Origin of the sequence: Acinetobacter colistiniresistens, from assembly GCF_000413935.1 — a bacterium.
In the GTDB taxonomy this organism is placed as follows: Bacteria; Pseudomonadota; Gammaproteobacteria; order Pseudomonadales; family Moraxellaceae; genus Acinetobacter; species Acinetobacter colistiniresistens.
In genome coordinates this window covers 449,375-468,463 of the sequence record NZ_KE340380.1, presented here as the reverse complement: position 1 = coordinate 468,463, position 19,089 = coordinate 449,375, and the positions used below count along the sequence as shown (strand labels likewise).

The 19,089-nt window shown below is 40.8% G+C and carries 19 protein-coding genes; 14 read left to right on the top strand and 5 right to left on the bottom strand.

The window, feature by feature from the left end:
- Positions 1-36 precede the first annotated feature (36 nt).
- The 3 genes from ilvA (at position 37) to F907_RS07935 (ending at position 3,722) form a co-directional block, all read left to right on the top strand.
- Positions 37-1,575, top strand: a complete 1,539-nt coding sequence (gene ilvA / locus F907_RS07925; RefSeq protein WP_016652349.1) for a threonine ammonia-lyase, biosynthetic — start codon at positions 37-39, stop codon at positions 1,573-1,575.
- Positions 1,576-1,732: 157 nt separating this feature from the next.
- Positions 1,733-2,383 carry a potassium channel family protein gene (locus F907_RS07930; RefSeq protein WP_016652348.1) on the top strand — a complete coding sequence of 217 codons (651 nt, stop codon included), beginning with the start codon at positions 1,733-1,735 and terminating at the stop codon, positions 2,381-2,383.
- 1 nt (position 2,384) lies between these two features.
- Positions 2,385-3,722, top strand: coding sequence for a TrkH family potassium uptake protein (locus F907_RS07935; protein WP_016652347.1), 1,338 nt, complete (start codon positions 2,385-2,387; stop codon positions 3,720-3,722).
- On the opposite strand, the gene F907_RS07940 is transcribed toward F907_RS07935, so the two are convergent.
- From F907_RS07940 to F907_RS07950, 3 genes are read right to left on the bottom strand one after another with little or no spacing between them, the layout of a single operon-like run.
- Complete coding sequence (locus tag F907_RS07940; RefSeq protein WP_016652346.1) at positions 3,710-4,237, bottom strand: cysteine peptidase family C39 domain-containing protein; 528 nt, start codon at positions 4,235-4,237, stop codon at positions 3,710-3,712. The two genes, F907_RS07935 and F907_RS07940, sit on opposite strands and share 13 nt — an antisense overlap.
- Positions 4,238-5,407: a phospholipase A gene (locus tag F907_RS07945; RefSeq protein WP_016652345.1), complete on the bottom strand. Its 1,170-nt coding sequence runs from the start codon at positions 5,405-5,407 to the stop codon at positions 4,238-4,240.
- Between the two features lie 23 nt (positions 5,408-5,430).
- The gene (locus F907_RS07950; RefSeq protein ID WP_016652344.1) at positions 5,431-8,370 is read right to left on the bottom strand and encodes an insulinase family protein; all 2,940 of its coding nucleotides are present in this window, start codon (positions 8,368-8,370) and stop codon (positions 5,431-5,433) included.
- 431 nt (positions 8,371-8,801) lie between these two features.
- On the opposite strand from F907_RS07950, the gene F907_RS07955 reads away from it, so the two are divergent.
- The 11 genes from F907_RS07955 to F907_RS08000 all read left to right on the top strand — a co-directional run bounded on the left by F907_RS07955 (position 8,802) and on the right by F907_RS08000 (position 17,251).
- A complete protein-coding gene (locus F907_RS07955) occupies positions 8,802-9,815 on the top strand; it encodes an adenosine kinase (protein ID WP_016652343.1) in 1,014 nt (337 codons plus the stop codon).
- Positions 9,816-9,831: 16 nt separating this feature from the next.
- Complete coding sequence (locus F907_RS07960; RefSeq protein ID WP_010590022.1) at positions 9,832-10,137, top strand: Rieske (2Fe-2S) protein; 306 nt, start codon at positions 9,832-9,834, stop codon at positions 10,135-10,137.
- Positions 10,138-10,159: 22 nt separating this feature from the next.
- Entirely contained in the window at positions 10,160-10,771 is a 612-nt protein-coding gene (locus F907_RS07965; RefSeq protein ID WP_162616971.1) for an OB-fold-containig protein, read from the top strand.
- A gap of 554 nt (positions 10,772-11,325) precedes the next feature.
- The gene (cydP, locus tag F907_RS07970) at positions 11,326-11,517 is read left to right on the top strand and encodes a cytochrome oxidase putative small subunit CydP (protein ID WP_004806751.1); all 192 of its coding nucleotides are present in this window, start codon (positions 11,326-11,328) and stop codon (positions 11,515-11,517) included.
- A complete protein-coding gene (locus F907_RS07975) occupies positions 11,517-13,094 on the top strand; it encodes a cytochrome ubiquinol oxidase subunit I (protein WP_016652341.1) in 1,578 nt (525 codons plus the stop codon). Before cydP ends, F907_RS07975 begins: the two co-directional genes overlap by 1 nt.
- The gene (gene cydB / locus F907_RS07980) at positions 13,091-14,236 is read left to right on the top strand and encodes a cytochrome d ubiquinol oxidase subunit II (RefSeq protein WP_016652340.1); all 1,146 of its coding nucleotides are present in this window, start codon (positions 13,091-13,093) and stop codon (positions 14,234-14,236) included. Before F907_RS07975 ends, cydB begins: the two co-directional genes overlap by 4 nt.
- A 14-nt stretch (positions 14,237-14,250) precedes the next feature.
- Positions 14,251-14,352, top strand: a complete 102-nt coding sequence (cydX, locus tag F907_RS18485) for a cytochrome bd-I oxidase subunit CydX (RefSeq protein ID WP_000270276.1) — start codon at positions 14,251-14,253, stop codon at positions 14,350-14,352.
- 4 nt (positions 14,353-14,356) lie between these two features.
- A complete protein-coding gene (locus F907_RS07990) occupies positions 14,357-14,653 on the top strand; it encodes a cyd operon YbgE family protein (RefSeq protein ID WP_005241811.1) in 297 nt (98 codons plus the stop codon).
- A 389-nt stretch (positions 14,654-15,042) separates the two neighbouring features.
- Entirely contained in the window at positions 15,043-15,297 is a 255-nt protein-coding gene (locus F907_RS18480) for a hypothetical protein (protein WP_005275153.1), read from the top strand.
- Between the two features lie 3 nt (positions 15,298-15,300).
- Positions 15,301-15,588 carry a hypothetical protein gene (locus F907_RS07995; protein WP_005275151.1) on the top strand — a complete coding sequence of 96 codons (288 nt, stop codon included), beginning with the start codon at positions 15,301-15,303 and terminating at the stop codon, positions 15,586-15,588.
- Between the two features lies 1 nt (position 15,589).
- Complete coding sequence (locus F907_RS08000) at positions 15,590-17,251, top strand: PepSY-associated TM helix domain-containing protein (RefSeq protein WP_016652339.1); 1,662 nt, start codon at positions 15,590-15,592, stop codon at positions 17,249-17,251.
- A gap of 62 nt (positions 17,252-17,313) precedes the next feature.
- Here the strand turns inward: F907_RS08000 and F907_RS08005 are convergent, their stop codons facing one another.
- Both F907_RS08005 and F907_RS08010 read right to left on the bottom strand, forming a co-directional pair.
- A complete protein-coding gene (locus F907_RS08005; RefSeq protein ID WP_016652338.1) occupies positions 17,314-17,982 on the bottom strand; it encodes a YccT family protein in 669 nt (222 codons plus the stop codon).
- A gap of 306 nt (positions 17,983-18,288) precedes the next feature.
- Positions 18,289-18,873: a lysozyme gene (locus tag F907_RS08010; protein WP_016652337.1), complete on the bottom strand. Its 585-nt coding sequence runs from the start codon at positions 18,871-18,873 to the stop codon at positions 18,289-18,291.
- Positions 18,874-19,089 lie beyond the last annotated feature (216 nt).

The window sequence follows — 19,089 nt, the reverse complement described above, 5'->3', positions numbered from 1 at the left end:
GATTGTCTATTTTAAACTGTTATAGGGAAGAAGAACATGCTGTCTCGTGTGGTACGACAAATTTTACAAGCAACGGTTTATGATGTTGCAATTGAAACACCGCTTGAAGCAGCTCCACGAATTAGTCAAAAAATTAATAATAACATTCGATTTAAGCGTGAAGACCTCCAACCTGTATTCTCTTTTAAGCTACGCGGTGCCTACAACCGCATTAGCCAACTTCCTAAAGATCAACTCGAGCGCGGGGTAATTTGTGCATCTGCGGGTAACCATGCACAAGGCGTTGCATTATCCGGGAAGAAACTGGGTATTCACGCTATTATTGTGATGCCAAGCACAACACCGGACATTAAAGTCCAAGCAGTGAAAAGCTTGGGTGGTCAAGTGGTACTGCATGGCGATAGCTTCGATGTTGCCAACAAATATGCGAAACAACGTGCCGAAGATGAAGGTCTGGTTTTTATTCCACCTTATGATGATGAATTGGTCATTGCAGGTCAAGGAACCATTGCCAATGAATTAATCCGTCAATGGCGCGACGTTGAATACGTTTTTGTTGCAGTTGGTGGCGGTGGGCTGATTGCAGGCGTCGCAGCTTATTTGGGTGAAGTCGCTCCACATGTAAAAGTCATTGGGGTTGAATACGAAGAATCTGCCTGTTTAAAAGCAGCACTTGAAACCAATGAACGTGTCGTGTTACCTCATGTCGGCTTGTTTGCTGATGGTACCGCAGTCGCACAAATTGGTGAATTACCTTTCGAGATCATTCGCTTACGTAAATCAGATAACTCAGGCCCTATCGTTGATCCAGAGATCGTAACCGTCAATACCGATGAAATCTGTGCAGCGATCAAAGACACCTTTGATGAAAACCGCAGTATCGTTGAACCATCAGGTGCGATGGCTTTGGCTGGGATCAAAAAATATGTCGCTGAGCATCAAGTAACAGGTAAAAATATGGTGTCCATTGTTTGTGGCGCCAACATGAACTTTGACCGCCTACGTTATATTGCGGAGCGTACTGAGCTGGGTGAACGTCGTGAAGCCATTTATGCAGTAACAATTCCTGAGCAAAAAGGTGCTTTCTTAAACTTCTGTCGAGCACTTCAAGGTCGCAATATTACAGAATTTAACTATCGCGCCAGTCATAGTAACCTTGCACAAGTCTTTGTCGGGATTAGTCTCAAAGGTGGTGAAACCGAACGTCATGAAATTCATGAAATACTGAAACAACAATATGAAGTAGATGATCTCTCTGATGATGAGGTCGCCAAACTGCATATTCGCTACCTCATTGGTGGTCATGCCAATATTGAAAATGAGCGTTTGTTCCGTGTTGAGTTCCCTGAACGTCCAGGTGCACTCCTCACTTTCTTGGAACGCTTAGGCCCTACACATAATATTACCCTGTTCCATTACCGCAATCATGGTGCAGCTGAAGGTCGCGTTTTGGTCGGACTAGAAGCAACTGATGCGAAACAGAATCCAGATGGTTTGGTCGAAACCTTGGAGAAAATCACCTATCCATACGCTGAGATCAGCGACAATATTGGATATCGACGCTTTCTTAAATAAAATACGATAAAATAAAGCCGACGAAGATGTCGGCTTTATTTTTATTTGATGATTTTGCTGTTCTCCATACTGCTGCAAACAAAATCATTACAAATAGAAAATTATTACAACTTAAAATGGATAAAAACAGATTTTTATCATTTAGTTAAGGACAGTTATGGCACAGTTTGCAGTCATTGGTTTAGGTAGTTTTGGGGCAACTGTTGCATTGGAACTCACTAAACTTAATCATGACGTCATTGGAATTGATACCCTCAAACGCAATGTCGAAAATTTGGCTGATCGGATTACCCATGCAGTAATTGCCGATGCCACCGATGAACATGTTTTGGAAGAACTCAACATCCAGAATTGTGATGCAGTTGTGGTTGCCATTGGTGAAGATATTGAAGCCAGTATTCTGTGTGTTTTAAATCTAAAAAATCTTGGTGTAGAAAAAATTCTGGTCAAAGCCAAAACCAAGGCCCATCACACCATCCTCTCTCATTTAAATATCAGTAAAATTATTCATCCAGAAGAAGATATGGGCGTTCGTGTAGCGCAAGCCTTAAATTATCCAATGGTCAGCCGTTATATGGCACTGGATGATGATCATTATATTGTGAAAGTCCCCGTTAATGAAAACCTTAATCAAGTCAATTTATCAGGCATCTTAAAACAAGAACCGAATATCAAATTGTTATTACTCAAGAGAGATCAACAGATTCTCTATGAAACAGATGCCAATTTCACGCTAAAAACGGATGATGTTCTGATTCTAGAAGGCTCTCTCAGTCATCTTAGAAAACTTTCAGGATGTTTTGCATAATATGGCATTTAAAATAAACCCCCAAAAGACATTTAACCTAAGCCCACCTTCTTTGCTCGCGATTGGTTTTTTGAGTTTCATTATTATCGGTACAATTTTACTCAAACTTCCCTTCGCAAATAAAGGCAATGTCAGCTGGATGGATGCTCTGTTTACAGCCACTTCTGCTGTAACCATTACAGGTTTATCCGTAGTAAGCCTGAATGATTCTTTCAATCATTTTGGACAGTTCATTATTTTATTGCTGATTCAGTCGGGTGGCTTGGGTTTTATGACCTTCGCCATTTTGGCTGCACTAAGTTTAGCTCCCAAATTGGGTCTAAAACAGCAAATGATGGCTCAAGATAGCCTAGGACAAACCAGCCTATCTAAAGTTACCTTTGTTGCCAAAGGCGTTGTGCTATACACCCTGTTCTTTGAGCTCATTGGGGTCATTATTCTGACCGCTTCCTTTGCCCCCATCTATGGCTTTGCTCGAGGACTGTACTATGCCGTCTTTTATAGTGTCTCTGCCTTCAATAACGCAGGTTTTTCATTATTTGAAAACAGCCTAATTAGCTTTCAAAGCCATTATCTGATTTGTTTGACCATCAGCATTCTATATACATTGGGCGGGATTGGCTTTTTAGTCTTGATCGATGTGAAACAAAATAAACGTTGGAGCAAACTGACACCAAACAGCAAATTAATCCTGAGTACTATCGCAATTTTAAATCTGGTCGCCTTTGTACTGATCTGGCTTTTGGAGTCAAATAACCCTCTTACACTCGGCTCAATGAGTTTAGGCGAACAGGCCATGAATGCTTGGTTTCAAGCCACCGTTCCACGCTCCTCCGGATTTAATACCATCGACACCGGTTCGATGGAACACAGCACCGCCTTACTGACTATGCTTTTAATGTTCATTGGTGGTGGTTCACTCAGTACTGCTGGCGGGATTAAGGTTGGTACTTTCGTCATTTTATTGCTGTGTGTAATTTCTTTTTTAAGGCGCAATGAAGAAATTCGTATTTTTAATCACTCAGTCTCTCAAGAAACGACATATAAGGCACTTGCAGTTGCAGCGATTACCGGCATGTTGGTCTTTGTAGGTTGCTTTATTCTTTTTCTGCTTGAACCCAAGCTCGATGTACTCGATCTGATGTTTGAAGTGGTGTCTGCTGCCTGTACAGTTGGTCTGTCACGTGGTGCAACAGGCCAACTGCATGACGGTAGCTTATTTGTACTGAGTCTACTGATGTTTACAGGTCGATTGGGACCACTCACGCTGGCCTATTTAATTGCGACCCCCAAAAAGAGCCGCTTAAAGCATGCCAATGCCAATATTCAAATCGGATGATGATCTAGCGGTTGCTCAATCACAATCACTTGTCGGCAAATACCTTCAGCTTGGCGTTGCTGCTCAAACTGAGCTTTAGACATCACATCAAAATGGTCACAGAAACTAATTTCCTGTTTATCAATGGAATAAATCAGAGATTGGTTTCCGACCACCTGTAAAGTGTCATAAAACACGATAACGAAGTTACCCTCTTCAAAAGCCTGCTGAATTCCGGCATAAGCCAAAGCCGCATTCACCGGAATCTGCAAAGCTTGTGCATCGAGATAACTCTGCTTTTCATTTTCATCAATATAGGGATCAGGATCTGTATAAAAAGACACATTAAAGCCCAGTCTTTTCAACGCCACAGCTAAAGCAATGGTAAAGGTTCCCTCTTTTCGATCATGACGGCATAGTCGGATCAGGTCAGCAATATCAATATGGGCATGATATTGCTTTAAGATTAACCAAACCGCAAATACCCCACAATTTGCTTCAAGCTGTAATAAAGGTTCTGGAATATTTAAACTCATTTAGTACCAATTCATTAATGAGACACCTAAGCCGACATAGGTTGCTCGGTGGTTATAATCAATCAGACTTTCGCCATAGCCATCAAATACTTGTAAATGACCACGTAATTTATCTTTAATAGGAAAAGCCCAGTCAAACTGCACTGCACCATGTGAACGATCGCCACCTTTTAATGAATGCCGCAGCATCAAGGAAAAGTCGTTATCACCTTTGCGATAGAATGCAGTTAAGTCACCGCGACCGATATAATCCGTAATATCTGGATTATTATCATCTTTGGCTTCTTCCTCTATGCGATACCATGGACGAACCATCAAGGCAAAATTATCTTTTTCAAAACCTAGGTTGAAAATCACTCGGTTCCAGCTACGAGAGAGCGGATCTGAACGTCCATTTGATTGATGGTTCAAAGTCACGCCAAGTAAACGTGCATTCAGACCCAAAATTTCATAATTGGTTCTAAACATCAAACTTGCTTCAGGCTCATAATTGGTCTCACGGAATGGGCGAGACTCTTCTGAATTATAGACCTGCCAACGTGAAGACTGGGTATAACCCAACCACAGATCGCCATTGTCGCCAAAGATGTTTTCCCAAGCCTTGGTCTTAAACGAAAGCTGGAATTTCGCCTCACTCGAAGTAAGATCTTGCTTTTCTTTTACCGTATTTTCAGGGTTCGGGCTACTTGGAAACTCATTTTTATCACTGGTCCAGAACACTGGAAGCAAGTAAACAGGTTGATACGCACGGATATTCCACACCCCCAGCTTACTCTCTTCTGAAAGCTCCCAACGACGATCCAATAAAGATACATTCGGATCAAATTTAGGTGCTGCCCCCAAAATATGCAAATCACTGACCTTCTGCACCACTTTATCTTTCAAAGATTCAGGCTTGGCTTTTTCATTCGTTTCAGCCACAGGTGCAGCTGCTGCAAGCATAGGTGCAGCATCCGTCTGAGCTTGCGTTGGAATAATGGTTGGTGCTTTAAAAAGGCTATCATAACAAGCCAGACGTTCAGCATTTGCAGCTAGGGCTACACACGCATCTACGGTTGCAGGGCTTGTTGGTGCTGTCGATTGCGCATGTGCTAACGATGTCGTTAAAGAGCCGAGTATCGCAAGGATACTCAGCTCCAAATGACTACGTTCAAAAGATTTGAACGCCATACATCTCTCCGATTTTTATTTTATTAATTAACTTGCTGGATATTAAATCCAAGTTTCTGCAACTCTTCACGTTTCGCAAATGGCGCAACCACGGCTTTTACAGGTTTTTGAGCCAATAAATATTGCTTCGCTACACGCTGTAAATCGTCTAGGTTGACGTTTAATAAACGTTCACGCAAGATTTTACGGAATTTCGGCGTGCGCGCATGCAACAATGCATAACATGCGGTAATTGCTTCCCCAGCCGGTGAACCTGGTTTATCCATACTTGCAACCAAACCAAGAATTGCTTCTTCTAATTGATGTGGTTGTTGTTCAGTATTCAATAACCATTGCACACTGGCTTCAAAATCATTAAATGTTTCCGCTAAGCGTGGATCACGGTAGCTATAGAAACGGAATGAGCAGGCATTGCCATCATAACTTGCGCCACCACCATAAGCACCGCCTTTTTCACGAATGGCACTATGCAAGAAACCATTACGCAAGTAGGCCGCCAATACCATCAATGGCGCTGCATCTGGATGTGCAACATCCACCGCTTGGTAAGCGGAAGAACAGAACTGAACATTGGCTTGAATCAACCATGCCTCATCGTCATTGGTATTGATTTGATCCACTTGTGTCAAAGTCACAGGTGCTTGATCAACGGCTAACTTATCCCAGACATTTTGAACTTCTTCAACCAAACGATCCGATTGATGCTCTTCACACACCAACAAGAACTGTTTTGGCGCTTGCATTAACTTGCGGTGGATCGCCTGTAATTCAGTAATCAATGCTTGATAAGCTGCATCATCTTGATCAATCTTGTTCACTAAGTCTGTAAGCCAATTTAGCGCGCCTAAACCTGTATTATGATAATCACGGCGAGCCAATGCACTCATTTGACGAGATGCAGACTGCATCGCATAGCTATGACCAGAGCCAGATAAACGTGACTGCCAACGGGTCTTACGTTGTTGTAACAACTCGATAATACGATCTTTTTCATCAAAACGAAGCTGCTCAAAGGCAAGTTTGAGTAATTGGATTGCATCGAGTTTCTGAGTAAGTGATTTCGTTGTTAAGGTTAACCACGCACTGATGCGGTCTTTATCATCCACCTTACTGCGTAAAGATGCCCCCATACCCAGACCACCGCTGACAGCCGTTTGGATTTGTTGCAATTGAAGATAGTCGTATTCACCTGCACCTACTTCACCCATCAGAATTGAAAGCAAATTAAAGTAAGGCGATTGTACGATTTCATCAGGAATCTGAATCAGCACCTGTTGATAGTAAATCCCATTGGTACCCGCATGATAAAGATTCAACGGCGTATCCAAACCATTACAGATAATTTCGCGCAATTGCCCTTGTACAATCTGTAATTCTGCAGGGATATCTTCCAAACCCACTTTTGGTAACAACTCAAGATCGTCTGGCGTATCTTGACGCTTTTTCAAAGCTTCTGTTTTTTCCTGAATTTCAACTTTCTGAAGCTCAGTCAAATTGGCCGTAATGTCAGCCAAACGCGCCTGTTCAGCTTGCTGTTCTTTGACTGATTTGGTTGCATCTGGCACCAAAGTCATTTGCACACGATGCGGGTTATCCAATAAATGTGTTTGAATTAAATTGGACAACCACATTGGGTCTTTGAGTTCTTCTTTAACTTGCTCAATCGCAGAGTCAACATCCCAAACATGAATTGGATCATTATGATGGATGGCGCTGCCTAAACCATTCAAGATCAGGCTCAGACCATACGGCGTACCATCACCATTAATTTCACGTTGATGCAATTCGATCTGATGAAGAATCGCATCCACCAGATCGGTATCAACTGGTTTAGCTGCAACGTCTGTTAAAATACTTAAAACACCTTGTTTAAAGGTATCGGCATGTTCTGCATTTGAACCTTGTACGCCACAATAGAACGTCATTTCAAAGTTGCTGTCATCAACTCCCATCAATGGGCCTGTTGATTGCGCATAACCACACGTTTCCAAATATTGGCGCAAAGGTGAAGCAGAGTTTTCCAATAAAATCCCTTCAACCAAACGCATACCTAAACGGAGTTTAATATCGCTAGTTTCTGGCAATAGCCACGACATCACATGATAGGTTTTATCTTTTAGATCTTCACTATCCACTGCATAGCTTTCAGTCACTTCCACGGGTGCTGTCAAACGCTTTTCTGGCGTTGAGTACAAGGTTGTACCTTGTGAGAATTTATGTAGAGCTAAGCTCTCAAATTGCTCTTGCAGATCATAAGCACTCTGATTACCGAAGGTCATAAACACCGCATTACTTGGATGATAATGCGTTTTATAAAAATCGACGAGCTGTTCATAACTTAAATCAGGAATGTCTTTTGGATCACCCCCAGAATTATAGTGATAGGTCGTTTCAGGGAATAAATGATGCGCCAACTGGTGATACAACTGATCTGTTGGGGAACTCATCGCCCCCTTCATTTCATTGAACACCACCCCTTTATAAACGGCTTGATCATTTTCCAGTTCAATACGAATACCTTCTTGCGCAAAATCTAAAGGATTCAGATTTGCGGCAAAAGCGGCATCTAAGTACACCGACAATAGGTTCTGAAAGTCTTTTTTATTCTGCGTTGCAAATGGATACGCTGTCCAATCTGCTGCTGTAAAAGCATTCATAAACGTATTTAAAGAACGACGAATCATTAAAAAGAAGGGATCACGTACCGGGAACTTTTCAGAACCACATAGCGCCGTGTGCTCTAAAATATGTGCAGTTCCTTTTGAGTCCATCGGTTGGGTTCTAAAAGCCACCAAGAACACGTTTTCGTCATGGCTTGTGGCTAAGTGGTAGTGAACTGCACCGGTCACTTTGTGCTTATATTCTAAAACTTGAATATCGAGTGCTTCTACATGGTGTTGACGTAATAGCTGAAACGCGGGATGAGTTGTTTGGGTAATGCTTTCAGTAACATCTACAGTCATGTGATCTCCAATTTATCTCTATTAAATTCATTACAATTGATTATAGAGAGTCTACCGAAGAATACGTATCGATATCCATGTAAATTACTCTATTTTTGTAGAAAAATGCAGCGCCTAAGCCCAAACAGCGTTTCAGAAAATTTTATAGAAATTACCGCGTGCTGACAGCATAGCTTGATACCCCATTGTTTGATAGAAATGAGCCGCCTGTATCTTGTCCGTGCATAGCTCAACCCGATATTCTGAATATTGAATCAGACCATCTTGCGTAGACAACTCCAAGCTTCTTTTAATTTTAAAATAGAGTTTGCCCACCGTATTCCCCTCATTTCACGATTCTCCAGCGCTTTGCTGAATTTTCCTCAACAACCTACTGTAATCCGTAGCATTCGTGTAAACTTTGCTTTTTGATTTTTACTGTGATGACAAACATGGCAACTGTTGATCTTTTTGCAATTGGTAATGCACTCATTGACCAAGAATTTAAGGTTTCAAATGAGTTTTTAACGCAACAGGCGTTACAAAAAGGCACGATGCAGTTGGCCGATGGTGAAACACAAGCAGATTTATATCAAAAACTACAAGCAACACAAACTTATAAAGGCCAAGCCAGTGGTGGTTCAGCAGCCAATACCACTGTTGCTTTTAGTGCATTGGGTGGTACTGCATTTTATGGCTGTCGCGTGGGTAATGATGAACTTGGTAGAATTTACCTAGACGGCTTAAACGAAGCAGGCATCAAAACCACAACTCAATCGATTAGTGAAGGTGTAACAGGCACCTGTATGGTTCTCATCAGCCCAGATTCAGAACGCACCATGCAAACTTACCTCGGTATTACTGCTGAATTATCGACTGAACAAATCGACCTTGAGCCGCTTAAAACTGCAAAATGGCTGTATATCGAGGGTTATTTATCGACCAGCGATACCGCACGTGTTGCGGTTAAACAAGCACGTGAACTTGCAAAAGCACAGGGTGTAAAAATTGCCTTGTCGCTGTCTGATCCAGCCATGGTGCAATATGCACGCCAAGGTCTGGAAGAACTTCTAGATGACGGTGTTGAATTGTTGTTCTGTAATGAACAAGAAGCACTGATGTTTACTGAAACAGAAAATCTTGAAGCTGCCATTGCAAGCCTGAGCTCAAAAAACAAACAAGTGGTCATTACTCAAGGTGCTAAAGGTGCTGTGATTGTAGATGGTGCACACCACTTCCACGTTAATGGTCGTGCTGTTGAAGCCGTCGATACCAATGGCGCAGGTGATGCATTTTCAGGTGCATTTTTATATGCAATAAATGCGGGTTTAAGCTTGGAAGCTGCGGCACAACTTGCTATTTTGATCTCAAGCGAGGTGGTTGCTCAGTACGGACCACGTTTAAGTGTAGAAAACTACGCTAAACTTTTCGAACAATTCCAAAAAGCTCAGCAGGAATGTGCATAATATGGAAAAGATTTGCATGACCGAGGAAGTCCCTGAACGTGAGTCTCGTGCATACGACACCATGAAAGGAACCACGATTTTCATTACTCAAAAAGATGGCAATTTCTATGCCTATCAAAATGTTTGCCCACATTTGCAAACTGAACTTGAATATTTAGAAAATCAATTCTTAGACCAAGACCGAGAATACATTCAGTGCTCTACTCACGGCGCGCTGTTTTCAGTCGAAACAGGCGAATGTATTTCTGGACCATGTTTGGGTGAATTTCTTGAAAAAGTAAATTTGGAAGTCCACTCAGATGGTGGTATCTATATTGATTAACACCTAGATCATGAATTCTGCAATGACTGAATTTTTCCTCAATTATTACCTTATGCCATTTCATATGAGTGTTGTGGCTTTAATTGTGCTCAGCATTGCAGAAACCATTGGGATTGTGATTGGTTTACGGCCCAGTCATTTGGTGAAAAAGCTAACGCCTGAATGGTTACTCAATTCCCCTTTGCTTGACGTCAAATTTTCTAAATATCTCATCTTTGTATTCCTGCTAATCAACTTTAGTTTTGCTGGTTATTTTTTAGAGCTCTCATTCTTTGCTTTGCAGCACTACTTTATTTCCCCTTATTATTTATTTGTTCCTGCTTTAATCATCGATATTTTCTTTACCGTATTTATAATTCATTGCCTAGATCAAGTAATTAAGCCTAAAGTCATTCATACGCATACCAATTTGGTTGGCCGTTTAGCCACCATTTCGACCGGCAATGCACGTCCAGGGTTTTCAGCACAAGCACGTGTCCGTGATGAGTTTGGACAGCTGTATTATGTACAAGTCGAGCCAGAATACGGCGAGCTCGAATTACAATCACAAGTGTTGTTGATTAGCCAAAAATCGAATTCCCACTATCTCGCCAAGAAAATCTCGCTTTCAAATAATCTGTTTACACCAGACTAAATTTTCATTCAAAAAAGCGCTTTTCTGCATAAAACCTCTAAAACTTACATTTTGTTACAAATATATAGGGCAAAAGTTTTGAATTAAGCTCTTCCCTTCTTGTGGTTTTCATGATCTCACTGGTACTAAAAATACAACAGTGATATTCATCACGTTTTTTAAAATAATCTTTAGTTATACACTAGGTTTTCTCGTGACTTCATTCTAAAAAGTATTTAATTGTGCAAGTAAATTTATAACCTACTGTATATATTATAAATTTTATATTCATACTATTTTAGTTGGTTTAATATTTATTTAATTCACTATAAACCATATCTTTTTAATCGGATTTAAAAAATACAAATACAACTGTTTTAATCAGATTTTAAAATTAATTCTTATTATTTTAGTTGGATAAAATATTTATTTTAAAATATTTAACAAAACAATAGTAAGTAACTGATAAACAACATATAAATCAACAAATATTATTTTAAATTCTTAAAGGTTTATTTTTAATGAATTTTATTTAATAATGTTTTACATCTTCTTTAAATATGAGGCTGGGTTCAATGAACACGAGTTCTCAAGATCCAAATCGGCGGCTCATCAGAGAAATCACGATTATTCTTATTATTAAAGTTGTCCTTCTCTTGGTGATTAAACACATCTGGTTTGATGCGCCAACGATTCCAAAAGATTTTAACAATGAAGTTGCCGAGCGTATTGCTGGTGACATGTCCAAAACTCAGGAGACACGTTGATGATTTCTGAAAGCGTGGTCGATCTTTCGCGGTTCCAATTTGCAATGACCGCAATGTATCACTTTCTTTTCGTCCCTCTTACTTTAGGTCTAGCTTTTATTCTTGCCATCATGGAAACCACCTATGTGATTTCGGGTAAAGAAATTTATAAAGACATGACCAAGTTCTGGGGAAAACTCTTCGGGATTAACTTTGCCTTAGGGGTAACCACTGGTCTGACCATGGAATTTCAGTTCGGTACTAACTGGGCATATTATTCTCACTATGTAGGCGATATTTTCGGGGCACCGCTTGCAATTGAGGGCTTAATGGCATTCTTCCTTGAATCAACCTTTATCGGTTTGTTCTTCTTTGGTTGGGATCGTCTATCTAAAGTACAGCACTTAGGTGTGACTTGGTTAGTGGCGATCGGTTCAAATATGTCAGCCTTATGGATTCTGATTGCCAATGGCTGGATGCAAAACCCAGTCGGTGCTGCATTTAACTACGAAACCATGCGTATGGAATTGGTGGACTTTGGTGCGCTGATCTTTAACCCTGTGGCTCAAGTCAAATTTGTACATACGGTTTCTGCGGGTTATGTCACAGGTGCAATCTTTGTCCTTGCTATCTCAAGTTACTACCTATTAAAGAAACGAGACTTACCTTTTGCACGTCGCTCATTTGCCATCGCTGCAATTTTCGGTCTAGCCTCAACTTTATCGGTAATTCTACTCGGTGATGAATCAGGCTACGAGTTGGGTGATGTTCAAAAAACCAAACTTGCTGCAATCGAAGCAGAATGGCATACCGAACCTGCACCTGCTGCGTTTACCTTGTTTGGTCTCCCAAATCAGCAGGAAATGCGTACTGATTATGCGATTAAAATTCCATATGTGATGGGGATTATTGCAACTCGTTCTACCGATAAAGAAGTCACCGGTTTACGTGACTTGATGAAAGAACATGAAGTCCGTATCCGTAATGGTATGGTGGCCTATAGCGAGTTAGAAAAACTTCGTGCCGGTGATCGTTCTCCAGAATTATTGGCTTCATTTGAGAAAAATCAAAAAGACTTAGGCTATGGTCTACTCTTGAAAAAATATTCTCCAAATGTGGTTGATGCCACTGAAGAACACATCCAGGCTGCAACCAAAGATACCATTCCAAATGTCGCAGCTCTGTTCTTCTCTTTCCGTGCAATGGTTGCTTCTGGCTTCCTCATGTTATTGCTGTTCCTGTTAGCGACTTGGTCAGTAGCAAAACGTAATGCTGAAGATAAGCCTTGGTTACTCAAATTTGCTTTGCTTGCTCTCCCACTCCCATGGATTGCAGCTCAAACAGGTTGGTATGTGGCTGAAGGTGGTCGTCAACCCTGGTCGATTGGTGAAATTCTACCAACACACCTCTCAGCATCTAGCGTAAGTACTGGTGATGTGTGGGGTTCAATTATTGCACTTGCCGCGTTCTATACTGTACTGCTCATTATTGAAATGTATTTAATGATCAAATTTGCTCGTTTAGGTCCAAGCTCTTTGCATACTGGTAAATATCACTTTGAAAAACTAGAAGCAAAAGCTGGGGAGGCTCAATCATGATCGAATATGAACTCCTAAAAATCATCTGGTGGGTACTGGTTGGTGTACTACTGATTGGCTTTGCTCTCACCGATGGTTTTGATATGGGCTCAATGGCACTGATGCCATTTGTAGGTAAAACCGACTCTGAACGCCGTGCAGCAATCAATACCATTGCACCGCACTGGGATGGTAACCAAGTCTGGTTTATTACAGCTGGTGGTGCACTGTTTGCTGCTTGGCCAATGGTCTATGCGGTGGCCTTCTCTGGTATGTATTGGGCACTACTCCTCGTTCTATTTGCCCTGTTCCTGCGACCCGTCGGCTTCGACTATCGCTCTAAATTAGAGAATACCCAATGGCGTACCTCTTGGGACTGGGGACTATGTATCGGTGGTGCTGTACCTGCACTGGTGTTTGGCGTAGCCTTTGGTAACTTGTTCCTCGGTGTACCATTTAGCTTAGATGACACATTACGTTCGCAATATACAGGTAGCTTCTTTGCACTCTTAAATCCGTTTGCACTGATTTGCGGTCTTGTTAGCCTATCAATGTTATGTGCACATGGTGGTGCTTGGCTGATGCTGCGTACCGATGGCAATTTGCATAACCGTTCTGCCAAAGTTACACAGATCATGGCAATCGTGTTCCTTGTGTGCTTCTTGGCTGCGGGTGCATGGTTAGCCTTTGGCAATATCTCCGGTTATAGCTATGCCACTGCGGTCAATACCAATGCTGCGCTTAACCCACTTGCGAAAGATGTGGTGACCAATGCCAATCACGGTTGGTTAAACAACTATACAACCTACCCGATTACCATGGCTGCACCAATCGTTGCAATCTTGGGGGCCTTATTGGTAATTGTCAGTGCAGCAAAACATAAAGCGGCTGTAAGTTTTACCGGTACAAGCCTGATGATTGTTGGTGCAATCCTGACTGCTGGTTTTGCCTTGTTCCCATTCTTACTGCCATCAAGCATTGACCCAACCTCAAGCTTGACCATGTGGGATGCTGTTTCCAGTCATAAAACCCTTGGTGTAATGACCGTTGCTGCATGTATCTTCGTTCCACTCATTTTGATCTACACCTCTTGGTCGTATTACAAAATGTGGGGTGTCATCACCAACAAACATATTGAAGAAAATTCACATAGTTTGTATTAATCAGGAGATATAACATGTGGTATTTTGCATGGATTCTAGGCATTTTGATGGCGTGCTTTGCGGGTGTACTCAGTGCACTGTATATCGAACACCATCAAAATTTAGATGAGGAATAATAAAATGGCTGAAGCAATGACAACACCGAAGAATAGTAAAGCGCAAGTATTTGCAATGACCGTTTCGTTTTTGTTGGCATTGCCCCTTGCTGCTATTTTACTGATACACCCATCCCTGATGTTGGATGCGAACGGACATTACAATCATAGCTTGCTCATGTTGGTAATGATTGGAATTTCTGGTGGCTTCGTGCATGGCGTTGGGTTTATACCCAGATTCTGGTTATGGAAATGGCTATTTAGTCCCTACATCGCCTGGCCTTTAATGCTGTTAGGGTATTTTATTTGGGTCGGCAACTAAATCCCTCCTCACCATAAAAAAGCTGCTGGTTGATCTGGCAGCTTTTTTATTTACGGGCTTTTAAATCTCCCCTTAGAATCAAGATACATTGGATTAAGCTGAAACTGATTGATCCACTCCTTGAACTGGCTCACTCTCCAGATTTAGCTGTACCACATGCTTGTTAAGATGATAGAGAAACTATCAAAACAGGCTTAAGATTAGCTCGCTCTATCAACTAGACAGTTCCACCATTTGGACAAAATCCAATCTTATTATTGACCGCAAAATAATCAACGACCTCACCATTATCTCATTGAACTAAACATGAATAAGTTTTTGAATATAGGCTTTAATTTTTATTGAATTTAAATAATAATAATTATCATTACAAATAACATGTCTTTTTTATGACTTTAAAATTATTCGGGATCATGGTTTCACTACTCTCTTGCATGAGTTTATATCTCAGCCATCCCAATCAAATCTTCCTAAAAACTCAGTTGAATCGCATATTTTTCTATGTGGGGCTATTTGGCTTATTTTTAGGGCTAGGCATTTTAATCTATGCCCTACCTGCATTGGTTGCAATCCTGATCTGGCTTGCAATTGCAACACTCGTTTGGTCATTTGCGCCCTTCATCATGCTTATGAACAGGTCTTAATCAATGAATATCATTAAACAAAAACTACAACCCGATTGGTGGACAAAAACCTTTGTGGGCTTTTTTCTAGGCTTGAGCTTTGCACTGGCCATGGGGGCAATTATCGTCATACTCAGCAAAAGCAGTGCTGATACCTCCATTGCCCCTCAATTAGGAATGTGGTCAATTCCTTGGTTTTGGTTATTTGCGTTCTTTATCGCTTACTTTATACCCAAAGGCTGGCAAAGTGCTGTGATCTTCAGCCTTATAAATGTTGTTGCTTATGCCCTGTTATTTTGGTTGAGAGCTTAATATGAAAATTCGCGCAGATATTATTAAAACGGGCAAAAACCTACATACATGGGTTGGCATAAGTGCAGGTATTTTATTATTTATCTGTTTTTTTGCTGGTGGTTTAACCATGTTTCAGCATCATCTCAGCCAATGGGCTACGCCGCCACAGCAAAAATTAGCAGCCATTCAGCCTCATCAATATAATCAACTGGTTGAACAAGTTCAGGCTAAATTTCCAGAAACACGGAAGGCCTTTAGCTTAAATTTTAGCTCACCAGAAGGACACAATGCTCCGATTCAATGGGAGGCTACACATGAAGAGCAAGAAGATCATCATGGCATTGATATTGCCCAAACAAGCATGATGGCAACTCTAGACAAGCATGGACAGCTCATCACCATAGAAGAAAATCTATCAAAATTAGGCTGGCTGATTGAGCAATTGCATGAAACTGCTGCTATCCCAGGCATGATCGGACACCATACTGCAGGAGTGATGGTGATGGGAGTGGTTGCTGTTTTATACTTCCTTGCGATTATGTCTGGCTTAATCGTATTACTACCGACACTGATCAGCGACTATTTTGTAGTACGCAAAGGTAAAAATAAAAAACGCTTTTGGCTAGATACTCATAATGTCATTGGAATCACAAGTTTACCTTTTCATATCATCATTAGTGTGACGGTCGTTGTATTTGCTTTTCATGATATTTTCTATGGGGCGCTTAACCAACTGGTTTCCAAAGATAAGCCTTTATTTGAGCGCCCACCTGCTGTGAAGATCGTCGGGTCAGTACAGCAATTAGATGTAGAAAAAGTTTTCTTGAATATTCAAAAAGCGGCACCTGATTATCGTATCGATGCTATTCGCTTTAACCAGCTCGATCAGCCTGAACGCGCATCGGCTTTTGTCGCTTTATACCATCCTGACCGTATGCTCCGTGGTGATACCTTCGATTATATGACCTTTAACCCTTACCAAAACACACCGTACCCAACCAAAACCCTATCAACTGAAGAAAGTTCAGCAGCGTCGATTATCCGTTCGATGTTTGCCTTACATTTTGGTAATTATGGCGGTGAACCTATTCGTTGGATTTACTTAATTTTTGGTCTAGGCGGTGCTTATCTTTTCTACTCAGGTAATATTCTATGGATAGAAACACGTTTACGTAAGCAGAAAAATCTAAACTTACCCGCACCACAACAACGCAAGGAAGTCATGTTTATTGCAAACCTGACCATCGGTGCATGCTTGGGCTGTATGTTGGCAATATTCACCAGTATGTTGGTAGGTCGATGGGCTTATGTAATACCATTGCAATTACAAAGTCATAACCATGTATTTATGTATAGCTACTATTTTGTATTTATTGCCTGTATTTTATACAGCTTTATCATTGGTGCAGCAAAAGCCCTACCACAACTTTTCTTGGCCATTGCCACGATTTTATTTCTAATCCCCCTGACTTCAGTACTTGCTTATTTGTTCCCAATCCAAGGGCTTTGGTTTTCAACCGACATGTTAATTTGGATTGATATCACTGCCTTGGTGTTTGCTTTATTGTTTATACGTTTTTACCAACAAGCCAAAGATCGAGCACACGTTGCGCCAGCTGGTTCCATGTGGTCTATACACAAGGCAGATCAAGTACAACCTCTCACTGAAAACCAAGCTTAAACTACCCACCCAACAATAAAAAAAGCCGATGATGACATCGGCTTTTTTTATCATATTCTGAATTAGTTCGTTTGACCTGCAAGCCAAGCCATAAACTTTTGACGTTCAGCTTTAGATGCTTTTTGCCATAATTCAGCTAGCTGTTGATCCGTTGTTTTCCCTGCCCCCGTAACAGCAGTTGTGGTTACTGCTACTGGTACAGCAGCTTGTGCTGCATAAACAGGTGCTGGTTGATTTGCAGTATTGTTTTTATTCTTTTGTGTCAGATCTAAGGTACGACTTAACAAATTATTCCCAGAGAACCACGGTTGTGCCTCATTATTTGCACCTGTTTGTTGAACAACAAGCTTTTTATTTTGATCATAGAGAGCAACCGTCGGTTGATCTGCATATTTTTTTGCTGCTTCAAAGCTTTTTGGTGCATTTACAAGCCCTAAACTATAGGACTGGTTATCTTTTAAGTTAGAAGCTTGCAGAGTAACAACACCTGATTTAAGAATGTCATGCTCACCACTCAAATGCTCAAAGTATTCGCGATAGCGCACATTAACGGTTAAATCACCTGGATCAACCTGATAGGTACTCTTCTTCGAAGGAATCAAACCATTATTTACTTCTTGACCATTTACAGCAAGAATCACTATTTCTTCAGGTGCAGTGATTGTAACTGCTGAAAAAACTGAACTACTTAATAATAAACCGAAAGCAGCAACACCAACTCTTAAAGACATTAGACTCTTCTCGATATAAACATTTTTATGAAATCGTATGCACTATGCAACGCGATTATGACCATTTTATGACAAAAATTTAATTATAACAAAAACAATATCTTACAATTGATCGATATAGAACTGGTGTTCTGGCAATTCTCTACAATGATAAAACCTTTATGTTATAAATCCCTTGATTGCCAATTTCTTTTGGTAATTTACTATGAAACACCACAGGCCACAACTGCTCAAATCTAATACTTTAAACGACTTTTCTTATGCCGATATCAGAAAAATGAAAATGTAGGTTCATCTACATTCAAGCTACTTTTTTAAAAATAGTGCCCGCTCTGTTTCACGGCGCCGAACCAAACCTCTTAATATTTCACCTCCGCCACGGTTCCAGACAAGGAACTGATCGGCTGCTCCTTCATAGTCCTCTGCATTGAGCTTTTTAAGCAGTGTAGAGCGCTTAAATGCGCTTTGACCAATGTTATATGTCAGTGATATCAAGGCATCGAATTGATTTTGATTAATTACGACGTTAACAGCTTGATTGACCGTTGCCTCGAAGCGCCTCAAGTTTTGTTGAAAAAAAGACTTGGCCTGCTCTACTGTGCAACGATCTCCCCGTTTTACTCTAAGGCCATTTGGGTAAATTGTCGTACCAAAACCAATTGTCCAGACGCCTACACCATCGTCATAAGCATTTAGTTTTAAATCTTCAAAGCTTGTAATCAGATTTATACCGACACTACTGGTCAATTTTTCCGAATCAGTAGCTACACCAATATTATCAACAACATCATAAGCAGTTGCCACATCAAAAGATGGATTCGTTGTACTGGCCTTCTTCCGCGTTGATTGATTACCCGTTAACGTTTTCAAGAAATCTAATATTGCTTTCATCTATCACTCCCGCTTCTCCCTTATATCACTTTTGCCCTTTAATGTGTTGGATGATACTCACGGCTGTCTTAACTTCTTGTCGATGAATCAGGCATAGTCTGATTGGACGAATATCTATTTAATAACACGCCAACCAAACAGTTAATCTAAATTGTGTCATCATAAAAAAACCCACCGAATGGGTGGGTATATTTTTCAAATATTCATCTGCAAAAC